Below are 15552 nucleotides of genomic sequence, written 5' to 3' on the forward strand. Positions count from 1 at the left end.
CCTCCGGACCGTCCGGCGGCCCCAGCCCGGCGCCGGGGGCGCCGGGCGCGACGAGACCCCCCGTGGCCCGGCGTCCGCGACCGCGGCACCTGGCTGACCGGGGCCGCGCCTGCGCCCACCCCGCGGCTCGGCACCTGGCCGACCGGGGCCGCGCCTGCGCCCACCCCGCGGCTCGGCACCTGGCCGACCGAGGCCGCGCCTGCGCCCACCCGCGGCTCGGCACCTGCCCGGCCGAAGCCCTTCGCCGTCGCCGCCCTCGCCCTCCTGGCCGCCTTCCGCGTCCTGCGCGCCCGGCACCCGCGGAACCGCCGGTTCGGATCGGTGGCCGGGCCCCTCGCCGGACCCGCCACCGATCCGCCACCGATCCCCGTACGACACGTCGTCGTTACCAGCCATTCAGACGCGCTTGCGAGGCTCGCTCAATGAAGCCCGCCGTGCACGCGCCCCGCCAGGCGCTCCCGAAAGGGAGACTTCCCTCCACCACGGCCCGCTCCGACGCGCTTGACCACCCCTTCGCGCGGAAGAATGGGGCCATGAGCCAGCAGCCCGCCGAGGTCCCGGTCCAGTCCTCCGTACAGCCGTCCGCGACGCCGACACCGCACGGCCAGAACGGTCAGAGCGGCCAGAACGGCCAGCCGACCGTCGGTTCCATAGCCGCGCACCGCCCCCACGCCGTCCACGCGGGCCCGGTGTCGGATCTCGCGCCCGACCTGGACGCCGATCCGGACGCCTACGAGGACGACGGCGCCGCCGGGGAGCTCCCCCAGGGCCGCTTCCTCGACCGTGAGCGCAGCTGGCTCGCGTTCAACGAGCGGGTCCTCGAACTGGCCGAGGATCCCGCCACACCGCTCCTCGAACGGGCTAACTTCCTCGCCATCTTCGCGTCGAACCTCGACGAGTTCTTCATGGTCCGCGTCGCCGGCCTCAAGCGCCGCATCGCCACCGGGGTCGCCACCCGCTCCGCCTCCGGACTCCAGCCGCGCGAGGTCCTCGAACTCATCTGGAACCGGTCCCGCGAGCTCATGGCCCGGCACGCCGCCTGCTTCCAGCAGGACGTGGCCCCGGCCCTGGCCGACGAGGGCATCCACCTCATCCGCTGGCCCGAACTGACCGAGAAGGAGCAGGCCCGCCTCTTCACCCTGTTCCGGCAGCAGATCTTCCCGGTCCTCACGCCGCTGGCCGTCGACCCCGCGCACCCCTTCCCGTACATCTCCGGCCTCTCCCTGAACCTCGCCGTGGTCGTGCGCAACCCGGTCAGCGGCCACCGCCACTTCGCGCGCGTCAAGGTGCCGCCGCTGCTCTCCCGCTTCCTGGAGGCCTCCCCGCAGCGTTACGTCCCCCTGGAGGACGTCATCGCGGCCCACCTGGAGGAGCTGTTCCCCGGCATGGAGGTGCTGGCGCACCACATGTTCCGAGTGACCCGGAACGAGGACCTGGAGGTCGAGGAGGACGACACCGAGAACCTCCTCCAGGCGCTGGAGAAGGAGCTCATGCGCCGCCGGTTCGGGCCCCCGGTCCGCCTGGAGGTCGAGGAGTCCATCGACCCGTACGTCCTCGACCTGCTCGTACGCGAGCTGAAGGTCTCCGACGCCGAGGTCTACCCGCTGCCCGGGCCGCTCGACCTCACCGGTCTCTTCGGGATCGCCTCCCTGGACCGGTCCGAGCTGAAGTTCCCGAAGTTCGTCGCCGGCACCCACCGGGACCTCTCCGAGGTCGAGTCGGCCTCCGCGCCCGACATCTTCGCCGCGCTGCGCGAGCGGGACGTCCTGCTGCACCACCCGTACGACTCGTTCTCCACCTCCGTCCAGGCGTTCCTGGAGCAGGCGGCCGGCGACCCGGACGTGCTGGCCATCAAGCAGACGCTGTACCGGACCTCCGGCGACTCGCCGATAGTCGACGCCCTGATCGACGCCGCCGAGTCCGGTAAGCAGGTCCTCGTCCTCGTCGAGATCAAGGCCCGCTTCGACGAGCAGGCCAACATCAAGTGGGCGCGCAAGCTGGAGGAGTCGGGCTGCCACGTCGTCTACGGCCTCGTCGGCCTCAAGACGCACTGCAAGCTCTCCCTCGTCGTCCGGCAGGAGGGCGAGCTGCTGCGCCGCTACTCCCACGTCGGCACCGGCAACTACCACCCCAAGACGGCCCGGCTCTACGAGGACCTCGGGCTGCTCACCGCCGACCCGCAGGTCGGCGCCGACCTCTCGGACCTCTTCAACCGGCTCTCCGGCTACTCGCGCCGCGAGACCTACCGCCGGCTGCTCACCGCCCCCAAGTCCCTGCGCGACGGGCTGGTCTCCCGGATCCACAAGGAGATCGTCCACCACCGGGCCGGGCGGCCCGCCTACGTCCGCATCAAGGTCAACTCGCTGGTCGACGAGGCCGTCATCGACGCCTGCTACCGGGCGGCGCAGGCGGGCGTACCGGTCGACATCTGGGTCCGGGGCATCTGCGCGGTACGGCCCGGGGTCGCCGGCCTGTCCGAGAACATCCGGGTCCGCTCGATCCTCGGCCGCTTCCTGGAGCACTCCCGGATCTTCGCCTTCGGCAACGGCGGCGACCCCGAGGTCTGGTTCGGCAGCGCCGACATGATGCACCGGAACCTCGACCGGCGCATAGAAGCCCTGGTGCGGGTCGCCGACCCGGCCCACCGGGCCGCCCTCACCCGGCTCCTGGAGACCGGGATGTCCGACACGACCTCCTCCTGGCACCTCGGTCCGGACGGGAACTGGACGCGGCACGCGACCGACCCCGACGGCCAGCCACTGCGGCACGTCCAGGAGATGCTCATCGACGCGCGGAGGCGCCGGCGTGCACAAACCTGACCACGACGTCACCACGGAAGGCCCCGCGGGAGCCCCGACGGACGTCCGCGCCACGACCCCCGTCCGCGCCACGCCGGGCACCGGAGCCCCGGCGGCCCTCCGTCCGGGGCTCGGCGCGGGAGTCACCGCCGGTGAGGTCCTCTCCCCCTACCTCCACGCCCGGGCCGGCGACTTCCTGCGCGCCCTGCGGCTGCACGCCGAGCGGGGAGCGGGCACGGCGGACGCGGAGGAGGCGGCCCGGTCCCTGCGGGCCGCCGCCCGCAGGATCGGTGGAACCCTGCACACCTTCCGGCCGCTCCTCGACCCCGTGTGGGCCGACCAGCTCCGCACCGAGCTGGGCTGGCTCTCCGGCACGCTGGCCCTGGAGCACGCCTGCACCTCGCGCCTCGTCCGGCTGGTGGACGCCCTGTCCCGTCTGTCGAACGGAAGCGGCCCCGTCCCGGCCGCCCGGGGCGCGGAGGCGGCGGGCCTCACGGTGGGCGCCGCCCGCGCGGGAGCCCTGCTCGAACGCCAGCTCACCCTCGCCCGTACACGAGCCCACTCGGCCGCCCTCCAGGCGCTCGGCTCCTCCCGCTTCCACGCGGTCGCGGACGCGGTCGCCCTCCTGGCGTCCGAGGTGCCCCTGGGGCCGGCGGCGGCCGCTCCGGCGTTCGACGTCCTCGACCCGCAGGCCGAGACCGTCGAACGCCGCCTCCTGGACGCCGTCGCCGGGCTCCCGCTGACCCGCGCGGCCCACCCGTACAACGCCGACGCGCTCGCCCTCGCCGCGGGCGAGTCGCAGGACGCGCCCTGGCACCAGACCCGGCTCCTGCTGCGCCTGCACCGGTACGCCTGCGAGGTGCTGCACGCCGGCACGGACCCTGACCCGGTCCTGTACGAGGCCGGCCGCGCCCTGGACCGCCACCGCGACGCCTCCGAGGCGGCCACGGCAGCGGCCACGGCGGCCCGCACCCCCCGCATCGCCCCGGCCACGGCGTACGCCCTCGGCGTGCTGCACGCGGATCAGCGCCACGAGGTCGAGGCGGCCCGGTTCGCCTTCCAGCGGACCTGGCGGAGAGCGACGGCGGCGGTGTCGTGATCAGGGCGGCCGGAGGGGTCCTCTGGCGCCCGGACCCGTCGGGCCGGGGCGTCGAGATCGCCCTGGTCCACCGGCCGAAATACGACGACTGGTCGCACCCGAAGGGCAAGCTGAAGCCGGGCGAGACGGCCCTGGAGTGCGCGGTCCGCGAGATCCTGGAGGAGACCGGCCAGACGTGCGAACTGGGCCGTCGGCTGCCCACGGCCCGCTATCTGGCCAACGGCCGCCCGAAGGAGGTCACGTACTGGTCCGCGCGCGCCCTCGGCGGCACGTTCACGCCAAGCCGCGAGGTCGACCGGCTCCTCTGGCTCGCCCCGCCCTCGGCCCGGCCCCACCTCACCCAGCCGAGGGACCGCGAACTCCTCGACGCCCTCCTGGCCACGACGGCCCGATAGGCCCGTCGGCCCGGTGCGCACGGCGACTCGGCCGGCCGGCCGGCCCCCTCCCCGCCGCCCCGCACCCCCGGCGCGCCGCCCCGCACCCGGGCTTCCGGCACGGTTCACTTCCCGTTCACTCTCCTCGGTCGGCCGATTCACCTGTTCTGCCTAATTTCGGCCGTACAAGGTGCACGGCCACAGCGCCGCATCCCACGACCCCGACACACGCCGCCGTACAACGTTCAGGACACCCGGTCCCCGTAGGCGGCTTCTGGAAGGAACACCCGAAAGTGAAGCTTTCGCGCAACAACGGGCTTCGCGCCTCCGCGATCGGTGCCCTCGTCGTCTCCGGCGCCCTTGTCCTCTCGGCGTGTGGTTCGGACGACAACACCGGCGCGACCCCGAACGGCGACAAGACGTCCACCGCGGCGTCGAACATCAAGTGCGACGGCGCCAAGGGCCAGCTCCTGGCCGCCGGGTCCAGCGCGCAGAAGAACGCCATGGACCTGTGGGTCAAGAACTTCCAGGCCGCCTGTTCCGGCGTCGAGGTCAACTACCAGGCCATCGGCTCCGGCGGCGGCATCACCAAGTTCAACCAGGGCCAGGTCGCCTTCGCCGGCTCCGACTCCGCGCTCAAGGAGGAGGAGGTCGCCGAGTCGCAGAAGATCTGCAAGGGCGGCAAGGGCGTGAACCTCCCGATGGTCGGCGGCCCCATCGCCATCGGCTACAAGCTGGACGGCGTGGACAACCTGGTCCTGGACGCCCCCACCATCGCCAAGATCTTCGACACGAAGATCAAGAAGTGGAACGACCCGGCGATCGCCAAGCTCAACCCGGGCGCCAAGCTGCCGGACTCCTCCATCCAGGCCTTCCACCGCTCCGACGAGTCGGGCACCACCCAGAACCTCGGCAAGTACCTCTCCCAGGCCGCCCCGGCCGACTGGAAGCACGACCCGAAGTCGAAGTCGTGGCCCGCCCCCGGTGGCCAGGCCGCCAACGGCTCCTCCGGCGTCGCCACCGCGGTCAAGGACGCCGAGGGCTCCATCGGCTACTTCGAGCTCTCCTACGCCGCGGCCAACAAGATCTCCACGGTCGACCTGAACACCGGCGCCTCCGCCCCGGTCGAGGCCACCTCCGCCAACGCCTCCAAGGCCATCGCCGCCGCCAAGGTCAAGGGCACCGGCAGCGACATGGCCCTCTCCCTCGACTACGCCACCAAGGCCGAGGGCGCCTACCCGCTCATCCTCGTCACCTACGAGATCGCCTGCGACAAGGGCAACAAGGCGGAGACCCTGCCGACCCTGAAGGCGTTCCTGAACTACACCGTCAGCGAGGAGGGCCAGAAGGTCCTCACCGACGCCGGCTACGCCCCGCTCCCCGCCGAGATCGCGGCCAAGGTCCGCGAGATCGTCCCCACCCTGTCCTGATCCCGGCCGGGTCCGGCCCGTCGGCCACACCCGACGGGCCGGACCCGGCATCCGGTGCACCGCCGCCAGGAACCCGTACACCCGTACCGGCTCCGCAGACCGGAGAGACACGATGGTTACGACAACCCCACCACCCATACGCGAAAGCGATCGCCCCAAGGGCGCGACCCGCCCCGGAGACAAGATCTTCCTCGGCCTGTCCCGGGGCTCCGGCATCACCCTGCTGGTGATCATGGCCGCGATCGCGGTCTTCCTCGGCTACCGCGCCGTCCTCGCCATCTCGCAGGACTCCACGAACTTCCTCACCACCTCCGAGTGGAACCCGGCCGGCCAGCCGCCGGTCTTCGGCATCGCCGTCCTGGCCTTCGGCACGGTCGTCTCGTCGGTCATCGCGATGGTCATCGCCGTGCCGGTCGCCATCGGCATCGCGCTGTTCATCTCGCACTACGCGCCGCGCAGGCTCGCCAAGCCGCTCGCGTACGTCGTCGACCTGCTCGCCGCCGTCCCCAGCATCATCTACGGCCTGTGGGGCGCGATCTTCCTGGTCCCCTACCTGGCCGGCCTGAACGAGTGGCTCGACCACTACATGGGCTGGACGTACATTTTCGACAAGTCCAGCGACGGCGTCGCCCGCTCGCTGTTCACCGTCGGCATCCTGCTGGCGATCATGATCCTGCCGATCATCACCAACGTCACCCGTGAGGTCTTCCTCCAGGTCCCGAAGATGCACGAGGAGGCCGCGCTCGCCCTCGGCGCCACGCGCTGGGAGGTCATCCGCATGTCGGTCCTCCCCTTCGGCCGCTCCGGCATCATCTCCGCCTCCATGCTGGGCCTCGGCCGGGCACTCGGTGAGACCATGGCGGTAGCAGTCGTCCTGTCTCCCAGCTTCGTCATCTCGGGGCACGTCCTCGACCCCGGTGGCGGCACCTTCGCCCAGAACATCGCGGCGAAGTTCAACGAGGCCAACGAGTTCGGCCGTGACGCGCTGATCGCCTCCGGCCTCGTCCTCTTCGCCATCACCCTGCTGGTCAACGGCGCGGCCCGGTGGATCATCGGCCGCCGCAAGGAGTACTCGGGGGCCGCCGCGTGAGCGACGCACTCGCGGCCTCCGGGCCGCAGACGACAGCGAGGACCGCACCTCCGCGCCGCGCCGGCGGAGAAGCCACGGTAGGGGGCACAGCATGAGCAACGCCATACAGGACCGGCCGCCGGTGACGACCGCCCCCGTGCGGCACGACCCGCTGCGCCACGCCCGCCTCCCGCGCTGGACCCCGGCCGCCATCGCCGTCGGGTCCATCGCCGCCGCCGTCGGCCTCGGGCTCGCCGCCGGCTGGCACAGCCGGATCCAGTGGGGCCTGATCGCCGCGCTCTTCTTCGTCCTCGCCACCTACGCGATCACCTCCAAGGTGGAGGGCAGCCGGCAGGCCAAGGACCGCGTCGCGACCAGCCTCGTCTGGGTCTGCTTCGTCCTCGCCGTGATCCCGCTGCTCTCCCTCGCCTGGGTCACGATCAGCAAGGGCCTGGCGGTCCTCGACCCGTACTTCCTCGGCCACTCGATGAACGGCGTCCTCGACGCCGAGGCCGGCGGCGGTGTCTACCACGCGCTGGTCGGCACGATCGAGCAGGTCGGCATCGCCACCCTGATCGCCGCGCCGATCGGCCTGCTGACCGCCGTCTACCTCGTCGAGTACGGCGGCGGGAAGCTGGCCCAGGCCGTCACCTTCTTCGTCGACGTCATGACGGGCATCCCGTCGATCGTCGCGGGCCTCTTCATCCTCGCCACCTGGAACCTGATGCTGGGCTTCGGCCCCTCGGGCTTCGCCGGCGCGATGGCGCTCGCCATCCTGATGATGCCGGTCGTGGTCCGCTCCACCGAGGAGATGCTCAAGCTCGTCCCCAACGAGCTGCGCGAGGCCTCCCTCGCCCTCGGCATCCCCAAGTGGCGCACCATCCTGAAGGTGGTCCTGCCCACCGCGATCGGCGGCATCACGACCGGCGTCATGCTCGCGGTCGCCCGCATCACCGGCGAGACGGCCCCGGTGCTGCTCCTCGTGTTCGGTACGAAGCTGATCAACCCGAACCCCTTCGAAGGCGCCCAGTCCTCGCTGCCGCTCTACGTGTACGAGCAGTACGCGGTCGGCACCGACGCCGCCGTGGCCCGCGCCTGGGCCGCCGCGCTCGTCCTGATCGCCTTCGTCATGATCCTCAACCTGGTGGCCCGCGGCATCGCCCGCTGGAAGGCCCCGAAGACCGGCCGCTGACCGCGGCCACCTTGGATGTGAACTGATATGGCCAAGCGAATCGACGTCAGTGGCCTCTCCGCCTACTACGGCGCCCACAAGGCGATCGACGACATCTCCATGACCGTGGAGCCCCGCTCGGTGACGGCCTTCATCGGCCCCTCCGGCTGCGGCAAGTCCACGTTCCTGCGGACCCTGAACCGTATGCACGAGGTCACCCCCGGTGGCCGCGTCGACGGCAAGGTGATGCTGGACGACGAGAACCTGTACGGCTCCCACGTCGACCCGGTCGCCGTGCGCCGCACGGTCGGCATGGTCTTCCAGCGCCCGAACCCCTTCCCCACCATGTCGATCTTCGACAACGTGGCGGCGGGCCTGCGCCTCAACGGCTCGTACAAGAAGTCCCAGCTCAGCGAGATCGTCGAGCGCTCCCTCAAGGGCGCGAACCTCTGGAACGAGGTCAAGGACCGTCTGAACAAGCCGGGCTCCGGCCTCTCCGGCGGTCAGCAGCAGCGTCTGTGCATCGCCCGCGCGATCGCGGTCGAGCCGGAGGTCCTGCTGATGGACGAGCCCTGCTCGGCCCTCGACCCGATCTCCACCCTCGCGATCGAGGACCTGATCGGCGAGCTGAAGGAGCGCTTCACGATCGTCATCGTGACGCACAACATGCAGCAGGCGGCGCGCGTCTCCGACCGTACGGCCTTCTTCAACCTGGCGGCGGTCGGCCAGCCCGGCAAGCTGATCGAGCTTGACGACACCGAGCGCATCTTCTCCAACCCCAGCGTCCAGGCGACCGAGGACTACATCTCGGGCCGCTTCGGATAGCCGACAGACCAGCGGCCTCGCCGCTCGGCGTCCTGCGGTGCTGCATGGCGGTGCCACCGCAAGGCGAAGGGCCCGGCTCCCCCACAGGGGAGCCGGGCCCACATCCTTTTGCCCGCCCGAACCGGCCGCGCTCGGTGCCGGCGGTTCGGTGCCGGCCGTTCGGTGCCTGCCGTCAGCCGAAGAACAGCTGGACGACGTAGAAGCTGACCGCGGCGACCAGGGCGGCGGCCGGCATCGTGATGAACCATCCGAGGATGATGTTCTTCGCGACGCCCCACCGCACGGCGTTCACGCGCTTCGTCGCACCCACGCCCATGATCGCCGAGGTGATCACGTGCGTCGTCGAGATCGGCGCGTGGAAGAGGAACGCCGAGCCGAACATGATCGACGCGCCCGTCGTCTCCGCCGCGAAGCCCTGCGGAGGATCGAGCTCGATGATCTTGCGGCCCAGCGTGCGCATGATCCGCCAGCCGCCCGCGTACGTACCCAGCGAGAGCATCACGGCGCACGCGATCTTCACCCACACCGGGATGTCGTCGCCGGACTGCTGCACATCGGCGATGACCAGCGCCATCACCACGATGCCCATCGTCTTCTGGGCGTCCTGCAGACCGTGACCGAGCGCCATGCCGGCCGCCGACACCGTCTGGGCGATACGGAAGCCACGCTTCGCCTTGTGCGGGTTGGCCTTGCGGAAGATCCACATGATCAGGCACATGACCAGGTAACCGGCGATCAGACCGACGACCGGGGAGATGAACATGGGGATGACGACCTTGTCGAGGACGCCGCCCCAGATGACCTCCGTGCCACCCGCGAGCGCCGCGCCCACCATGCCGCCGAACAGCGCGTGCGAGGAGGACGACGGCAGGCCGAAGTACCAGGTGACCAGGTTCCAGATGATCGCGCCGACGAGCGCGGCGAAGAGGATGCCCATCCCCTTGTCGCCGTGCGGCGTCTCGATCAGGCCCTCACTGACGGTCTTGGCGACCCCGCTGCCGAGGAACGCACCGGCGAGGTTCATCACCGCCGCCATCGCCAGCGCCGCCCGCGGGGTCAGCGCCCGGGTCGAGACGGAGGTGGCGATGGCGTTGGCGGAGTCGTGGAAGCCGTTCGTATACGTGAAGCCGAGCGCGACACCGATGGTCACGATCAGAGCGAAGGTGTCCACGAAGCCTCAGGACTCCTTGACCGCGATGGTCTCCACCGTGTTCGCCACGTGCTCGAAGGCGTCGGCCGCCTCTTCCAGCACATCCACGATCTGCTTGAGCTTGAGGACCTCGATGGCGTCGTACTTGCCGTTGAAGAGGTGGGCGAGCAGCTTGCGGTGGATCTGGTCGGCCTGGTTCTCGAGACGGTTGATCTCGATCCAGTACTCGGTGAGGTTGTCCATGGTCCGCAGGTGCGGCATGGCCTCGGCGGTCAGCTCGGCCGCCCGCGACAGGACCTCGATCTGCTGCTCGACGCCCTTGGGCAGCTCCTCGACGTTGTAGAGGACGACCAGGTCGACGGCCTCCTCCATGAAGTCCATGATGTCGTCGAGGGAGGACGCGAGGTTGTAGATGTCCTCGCGGTCGAAGGGGGTGATGAAAGAGGAGTTCAGCTGGTGGAAGATCGCGTGCGTGGCGTCGTCACCGGCGTGTTCCGCTGCCCGCATCCGCTCCGCGATCTCGGCCCGGGCGGAGGAGTCCGCTCCGAGCAGTTCCATCAGGAGCTTCGAGCCCGTGACGATGTTGTCCGCGGACGCGGCGAACATGTCGTAGAAGCTCGTCTCCCTGGGGGTCAGACGAAATCGCACGTGGGGTCCTCGGGGTGCTGGGTTTCGGTCAGGCTGATGCTAGGCGCATCATCCGGCCACGGCTAACCGGCGTCCCTTCAGTGTCGCCCATCAGGCACAGTGATCTGCACGGGCCCCCGCCGGGATCGGCGGGGCTCGGTACCATATACCCACGAGGGGTATCCACACCCTTTTGGACAACGGGAGGACGCGATGACGACCACCGAGGCGGGCCAGGTCACCCCCGAAGCCGTCGAGCCGACCGTCACGCCGGCCGACCACGACCACGGCGTGCACGGCTACCACAAGCAGAAGGACGAGCACCTCAAGCGGCTCCGCCGGATCGAGGGGCAGATCCGCGGTCTGCAACGGATGGTCGACGAGGACGTCTACTGCATCGACATACTCACCCAGGTCTCGGCCTCCACGAAGGCCCTGCAGTCCTTCGCGCTCCAGCTGCTCGAGGAGCACCTGCGCCACTGCGTCGCCGACGCGGCCCTGAAGGGCGGCGACGAGATCGAGGCGAAGGTCGAGGAGGCCACGAAGGCCATCGCCCGAATGATGCGTACCTGACGGGCGCGGGGCGGAGTCCCGGCGGCCGGGCTGGAACCGCGCACCGGACCGGGGCGGAGTCCCGGCGGCCGGGGCGGGAACCGGACCGCGGCCGGACCCGCGGCCCGGTCAAAGGCTGAGGCCCGGCGGCCAGGGCTGATAACCGGACCCGCGGCCCGAGCCGTGCCCCGGACAGAGGCGGGCTGAGCCGCACCCCCGCGCATCCGCCGCCGGAGCCGTGCCCCGGCCGGTCAGCGGTCCCGCTCGCCCCGGCCGACGGGCCGCCGGGCGCGGGCGTCCGCCCGCCCGACGGGTCCGGTCGCCTCGGCCCGCTCGCCGGCCACCCGCAGCACCTCGTCGATCCGGTCGGCGCTGAGGCGCTCCCCGTCGGCGGCCGAGGCCGCGATGATCAGCTCACCGCACAGCTCGATCTCGGCGAGAGCGACGCGTTCCTGCTCGGTGGGCAATGTCGCGGTACGGGACGGAGCCACGCGCTTTCACCTCTTCCTGCCGGCGTCGGTCTCCCAGCGTAGGGAGCGCGCCACGCACCGCGCATGACACGTCCGGACCATTTGAGGGTGGCCTGGTGGCCTACGGCCGTCCCGTCACGCCTTGATCTTCCCGGCGTAGATGTCCTTCCGGGCCGGCAGGCGTACGTCGACGGGGGTGCCGAAGGCGTACAGCAGGGTGGTCGAGGCGACCGCGACCGTACGCCCCTGGTTGGTGAAGCTGAACTGGTGCCGGACCTTGCGCAGCCGCCCGTCGCGGTCCAGGTACGCGTCGAAGGGCACGGCGTCCTTGGCGAACCCCTTCGCCGCCGCGGCGAGCGCCCCGCGCACCTGAGGGGAGGCCGCCCGGGCGGCCTCCGCGATGTCGGCGGTGCCCCGGTAGTGGCTGACTTTCACCCCTGCCAGGTCGACCTCGCCGACGTAGCTGACCCCGTGCGCGCCGCGCAGCAGTTCGGCGGCGGCCGCCGGATCGGTGGCCCCGCCCGTGACGAGGTTGCCGTCGTCGAGGGTGGTGGTGTCGACGCGGACCCACTTGTCGGCGGGCACTCCGGCCCCGCGGTTCTTCATGTACAGGGCGCCGGGGCTGAGGAGTTCGGTGATGGGCCGGTGCTCGTCGGCCCCGGCGGCGTCCTTGGGCAGCACGACCTCCAGCCGGCCGGTACGCCTGCGGAAGTCGTAGCCGCCCTCGCCCCGGATGGTGACGCGGGTTCCGCCGGCCGCCATCTCCATGGAGGTGGTCGCCTTGGACGTCCCGGCCCGGGCCAGCACGTCGGCCGCCTTCCGCACGGCCGCCGTCGGATCACCGCCGGGCTTGGCGTCGGCGGGGCCGGAACACCCGCTGGTGGCCGCCGCTCCGACCAGAGCGGCGGCGACGGCGATCGCCCCGGTCCCGCGTCCGTACCTCCGCACCACCATCGCCTGCCAACCCCCAACGCCGTGCCGCTGCTTGCCGGGACCGCCCGACCGGATAACGACGGTCCCGGCGCCCCGTCACGCGCAGTACGGTGGTGGTGTGCACGAGCAGGCCCCGCATCACACGACCACGACGGAACGCGGCTCCTTCGCGATAGCCAGGTGCAGCTGCGGATGGTCGGGCCCGGCCCGGCGCTCGCGCGAGCGGGCCCGTACGGACGCCGAGGCGCACACGGCGGCGCCGCCGGAGGAAGAGCTGTAGGCCGTGCGGCCCGGACGGGGCTTGCGGAACAGGACCTAGGCCGCGAGGTCGCTCTCGCCGGAGCCGGAGCCGACCCGGGGGTCGGTGATGCCGAGCGTCTCGGGGACCGGGCAGCGCTCGGCGGCGCGCCGGGACCGGACGAGCCGGGCGCCGTAGGACGAGCGGGCGACGGCGGAGACGACCGGGGTCAGCAGGGCGTGGGCGAGCGGCGCGAGGAGCAGGGCCACCGCCGTGCCGAGCGCGAAGCCGCCGATGACGTCGGTGGGGTAGTGCACGCCCATGTAGACGCGGCAGAAGCCCTCGGCGAAGGCGAGAGCGATGGCGGCGAGGCCGAATCTGCGGTGAGCGACGAAGAGTCCGACGCCGATGGCCATCGCCATGGTGGCGTGGTCGCTGACGAAGGAGTAGTCGGTCTTGCCGCCGATGAGGACCTCGAGCCCCTGATGGTCATTGAAGGGCCGCGGCCGCTCGACGAAGCCCCGGATGGGGATGTTGACGAGGAGCGCGACTCCGGCCGCGAGCGGGGCCCAGACGAGGCCCACGACACCGGCGACGGACTCGGCGAGGGTGCCGCGCCGGCGGACGCTCGCCCAGCACCAGAGCGCGACGAGGACGAGGCCGAGCATGATGCCGTACTCGCCGACGAACTCCATGACGCGGTCGAACCACGGCGGCGCGTCCTTGGCCAGTCCGTTGATGTCGTAGAGCAGGCCGACATCGGGGTTCGAACCGTCCGATGCGAGTCCAGCCATCTGCCGCGGCCCCTTGCCTTGTCCTGTGAGTCGACCGTGGGCGGTCGGATCAGGGAACGAACCGCCTGAGGCGAGCGTTCCGCTCTTCCCCGAGAATCAGCGCGACGTTACCGAAGAGTGACACGTCGTCGCAGCTCAGGGCCATCGTTTAACGGAGAGTTCCGGCCACTCGGCCGGTATGACCGGACACAGCGTCAGGCTTGCGGCAGCCCGGTAGGCAGCGCCGCCGCACCGTCCGCGGTGACCCGGGTGGCACCGAAGTAGTCCGGCGTGTCGATCTTGTCGAACCGGATCACCGCCCCCGTTCGAGGCGCGTCGATCATATAGCCGCCGCCGACGTAGATGCCGACGTGCCTGATGGCACGGGAGTTGGTGAGGTCGTCCGAGAAGAAGACCAGGTCGCCGGGGAGCAGCTCGTCACGCGACGGATGGGGTCCCGCGTTGTACTGGTCGTTGGCCACGCGCGGCAGCCGGATCCCGACGCTCTCGTACGCGGCCTGGGTGAGACCGGAGCAATCGAATCGGCCATTCTGCGCGGCCGTTCCCGTACCGCCCCAGAGATAGGGCGTGCCGAGTTTCTGCTGGGCGTAGTAGATCGCCCCGGCCGCCTGGCGGGACGGCTCCACCCTGCCGACGGGCCGGGCGAAGCTCTTCTCCAGCGAGCGGATGATCCGTACGTAGTTCTGGGTCTCGCTGATCCGGGGCACCCCGCCGGACTTGATGACGCGGTACGCCCCCGCGTTGTACGCGGCGAGCATGTTGTTCGTCGGATCGCCCGGCACGTCCTTCACATAGCCGGCGAGCTCGCAGTCGTACGAGGCCGCGGACGGGATCGCGTCGTTCGGGTCCCAGACGTCCCGGTCCCCGTCGTTGTCCCCGTCGATGCCGTGCCCGGCCCAGGTGCCGGGGATGAACTGCGCGATGCCCATGGCGTTGGCGGGGGAGACGACCTTCGGGTTCCAGCCGCTCTCCTGGTACAACTGCGCCGCCAGCAGCGCCGGATTGATGGCCGGGCAGAGGTTCCCCCACTTCTGCACCAGACCCTGGTACGCGGCCGGCACGGCTCCCCTGGCCAGGCCCACGGTCCCGTTCTTGGCGTCCCCCGCGCCCCCGAAGAGACCCGCGGCGGCGGAGTAGGTACCGACGACGAGCAGCGCGACGAAGCCGAGGCACACCCCGACGGCCCCGCCACCCACGAGCCACGCCTTACGCACCGTCAAACACCCCCGAGGTCCCGGCAGTCCGCCACCCGTCGAGTCTAGGCGGCGGGGGGCCGCCCGGGGCGTGGACGAAAAGGACGGACCGGATGTGTCAGAAACCCTCCAGCCCCGCGCGGCGCGGCCGTCCCGCTCCTTCCCGCGGTCGCCACACCCCCAAGAGTGCAACAACGACAATCATTGCCCGGAGTCACACCCCGTGATACACAGAGTGACCATACGCTTCTTCGTAGAGAAACCGGCCACACCGCCGCAGGTCAAGGCGGCCAGATCGGTCAAGTGTGCGGGGATCGGGTAAAGAGAGCCGCCAAGCCGTCACACGCGAGCGGTTTCATCAGCGAAGATAGGACGATGACCCATGCCATCCGGCAGGGGCGACGAACTACCCAACAGGGGCGGTGAGTTACATGTACCTGGCGGCGCCAAAGGGCGACATCACCACCATCATCGGTGGAATCGCCCCGAACTGGGGGCCTTTCGGAAGCCTGGGCAACGAGGCCAAGGTGATGATCGAGGTCGTGATGGCCGTGGCCATCCTGCTCTGCCTCGGCATCGCCATCTGGGGTGCGGCCAAGCAGCGCATCGGCGCGACCGCCCTCCGGGACACGTTCAGCGCCGAGCAGGGCAAGGGCCTGATCGTGGCCGGCCTCACCGGCGTCTTCATCATCGGATCGCTGGGGACGCTCTTCACCATCGTGTACGGGATGGCCGTCTAACCACCGAAGGTCACGATCCCTGATGTCCAGTCACCACACCGCGCCCGCGCGGCGAACAGCACGGCTTCTGTCGTACCCGCGAACGGTTG

At 70.9% G+C, this 15552-nt stretch carries 16 protein-coding genes; 10 read left to right on the forward strand and 6 right to left on the reverse strand.

From position 1 onward, the window contains the following. The first annotated feature begins 533 nt into the window (after nt 1–533). The 7 genes from ACZ68P_RS17950 (at nt 534) to pstB (ending at nt 8766) form a co-directional block, all read left to right on the forward strand. Nucleotides 534–2819 (forward strand): RNA degradosome polyphosphate kinase, encoded by a 2286-nt coding sequence (locus ACZ68P_RS17950; protein ID WP_471007091.1) that lies wholly within the window; start codon nt 534–536, stop codon nt 2817–2819. Beyond that, nucleotides 2806–3897, forward strand: a complete 1092-nt coding sequence (locus ACZ68P_RS17955) for a CHAD domain-containing protein (protein ID WP_471007092.1) — start codon at nt 2806–2808, stop codon at nt 3895–3897. The genes ACZ68P_RS17950 and ACZ68P_RS17955 overlap by 14 nt, the downstream gene beginning before the upstream one ends. Continuing rightward, nucleotides 3894–4292 carry an NUDIX hydrolase gene (locus ACZ68P_RS17960; RefSeq protein WP_471007093.1) on the forward strand — a complete coding sequence of 133 codons (399 nt, stop codon included), beginning with the start codon at nt 3894–3896 and terminating at the stop codon, nt 4290–4292. The genes ACZ68P_RS17955 and ACZ68P_RS17960 overlap by 4 nt, the downstream gene beginning before the upstream one ends. A gap of 272 nt (nt 4293–4564) precedes the next feature. Continuing rightward, nucleotides 4565–5701 carry a phosphate ABC transporter substrate-binding protein PstS gene (pstS, locus tag ACZ68P_RS17965; protein ID WP_471007095.1) on the forward strand — a complete coding sequence of 379 codons (1137 nt, stop codon included), beginning with the start codon at nt 4565–4567 and terminating at the stop codon, nt 5699–5701. Nucleotides 5702–5813: 112 nt separating this feature from the next. Then, nucleotides 5814–6791 (forward strand): phosphate ABC transporter permease subunit PstC, encoded by a 978-nt coding sequence (gene pstC, locus ACZ68P_RS17970; protein WP_471007097.1) that lies wholly within the window; start codon nt 5814–5816, stop codon nt 6789–6791. 91 nt (nt 6792–6882) lie between these two features. After that, complete coding sequence (gene pstA, locus ACZ68P_RS17975) at nt 6883–7962, forward strand: phosphate ABC transporter permease PstA (protein ID WP_471007099.1); 1080 nt, start codon at nt 6883–6885, stop codon at nt 7960–7962. Between the two features lie 27 nt (nt 7963–7989). Next, nucleotides 7990–8766 (forward strand): phosphate ABC transporter ATP-binding protein PstB, encoded by a 777-nt coding sequence (pstB, locus tag ACZ68P_RS17980; protein ID WP_471007102.1) that lies wholly within the window; start codon nt 7990–7992, stop codon nt 8764–8766. A 172-nt stretch (nt 8767–8938) separates the two neighbouring features. On the opposite strand, the gene ACZ68P_RS17985 is transcribed toward pstB, so the two are convergent. Continuing rightward, entirely contained in the window at nt 8939–9937 is a 999-nt protein-coding gene (locus ACZ68P_RS17985) for an inorganic phosphate transporter (RefSeq protein ID WP_471007104.1), read from the reverse strand. Between the two features lie 6 nt (nt 9938–9943). After that, nucleotides 9944–10564, reverse strand: coding sequence for a DUF47 domain-containing protein (locus tag ACZ68P_RS17990; RefSeq protein ID WP_365718679.1), 621 nt, complete (start codon nt 10562–10564; stop codon nt 9944–9946). A 192-nt stretch (nt 10565–10756) separates the two neighbouring features. Between ACZ68P_RS17990 and ACZ68P_RS17995 the strand changes: the two genes are divergently transcribed. Continuing rightward, complete coding sequence (locus ACZ68P_RS17995; protein ID WP_471007106.1) at nt 10757–11116, forward strand: metal-sensitive transcriptional regulator; 360 nt, start codon at nt 10757–10759, stop codon at nt 11114–11116. A 230-nt stretch (nt 11117–11346) separates the two neighbouring features. On the opposite strand, the gene ACZ68P_RS18000 is transcribed toward ACZ68P_RS17995, so the two are convergent. Both ACZ68P_RS18000 and ACZ68P_RS18005 read right to left on the reverse strand, forming a co-directional pair. After that, the gene (locus ACZ68P_RS18000; RefSeq protein ID WP_471007109.1) at nt 11347–11586 is read right to left on the reverse strand and encodes a hypothetical protein; all 240 of its coding nucleotides are present in this window, start codon (nt 11584–11586) and stop codon (nt 11347–11349) included. 114 nt (nt 11587–11700) lie between these two features. After that, nucleotides 11701–12519: an SCO4651 family lipoprotein gene (locus ACZ68P_RS18005; protein ID WP_471007112.1), complete on the reverse strand. Its 819-nt coding sequence runs from the start codon at nt 12517–12519 to the stop codon at nt 11701–11703. A 97-nt stretch (nt 12520–12616) separates the two neighbouring features. Between ACZ68P_RS18005 and ACZ68P_RS18010 the strand changes: the two genes are divergently transcribed. Further along, the gene (locus ACZ68P_RS18010) at nt 12617–12778 is read left to right on the forward strand and encodes a hypothetical protein (RefSeq protein ID WP_471007114.1); all 162 of its coding nucleotides are present in this window, start codon (nt 12617–12619) and stop codon (nt 12776–12778) included. A gap of 35 nt (nt 12779–12813) precedes the next feature. On the opposite strand, the gene ACZ68P_RS18015 is transcribed toward ACZ68P_RS18010, so the two are convergent. Together ACZ68P_RS18015 and ACZ68P_RS18020 are read right to left on the reverse strand one after the other, a co-directional pair. Beyond that, on the reverse strand, nt 12814–13530 hold the full coding sequence (locus tag ACZ68P_RS18015) for a phosphatase PAP2 family protein (RefSeq protein ID WP_471007116.1): 717 nt from the start codon (nt 13528–13530) through the stop codon (nt 12814–12816). A 194-nt stretch (nt 13531–13724) separates the two neighbouring features. Further along, nucleotides 13725–14744 carry a C40 family peptidase gene (locus ACZ68P_RS18020; RefSeq protein ID WP_471007117.1) on the reverse strand — a complete coding sequence of 340 codons (1020 nt, stop codon included), beginning with the start codon at nt 14742–14744 and terminating at the stop codon, nt 13725–13727. Nucleotides 14745–15154: 410 nt separating this feature from the next. Between ACZ68P_RS18020 and ACZ68P_RS18025 the strand changes: the two genes are divergently transcribed. After that, entirely contained in the window at nt 15155–15463 is a 309-nt protein-coding gene (locus ACZ68P_RS18025; protein WP_365718875.1) for a hypothetical protein, read from the forward strand. Nucleotides 15464–15552: the final 89 nt, after the last annotated feature.

This window comes from Streptomyces sp. NPDC036822 (assembly GCF_055609145.1).

Bases quoted from the DNA above. Each gene is read 5' to 3' on its own strand.
- ACZ68P_RS17950 (WP_471007091.1), top strand. From the start codon at position 534: ATGAGCCAGCAGCCCGCCGAGGTCCCGGTCCAGTCCTCCGTACAGCCG.
- pstC (WP_471007097.1), top strand. From the start codon at position 5,814: ATGGTTACGACAACCCCACCACCCATACGCGAAAGCGATCGCCCCAAG.
- pstA (WP_471007099.1), top strand. From the start codon at position 6,883: ATGAGCAACGCCATACAGGACCGGCCGCCGGTGACGACCGCCCCCGTG.
- pstB (WP_471007102.1), top strand. From the start codon at position 7,990: ATGGCCAAGCGAATCGACGTCAGTGGCCTCTCCGCCTACTACGGCGCC.
- ACZ68P_RS17995 (WP_471007106.1), top strand. From the start codon at position 10,757: ATGACGACCACCGAGGCGGGCCAGGTCACCCCCGAAGCCGTCGAGCCG.
- ACZ68P_RS18005 (WP_471007112.1), bottom strand. From the start codon at position 12,519: ATGGTGGTGCGGAGGTACGGACGCGGGACCGGGGCGATCGCCGTCGCC.
- ACZ68P_RS18015 (WP_471007116.1), bottom strand. From the start codon at position 13,530: ATGGCTGGACTCGCATCGGACGGTTCGAACCCCGATGTCGGCCTGCTC.
- ACZ68P_RS18025 (WP_365718875.1), top strand. From the start codon at position 15,155: ATGTACCTGGCGGCGCCAAAGGGCGACATCACCACCATCATCGGTGGA.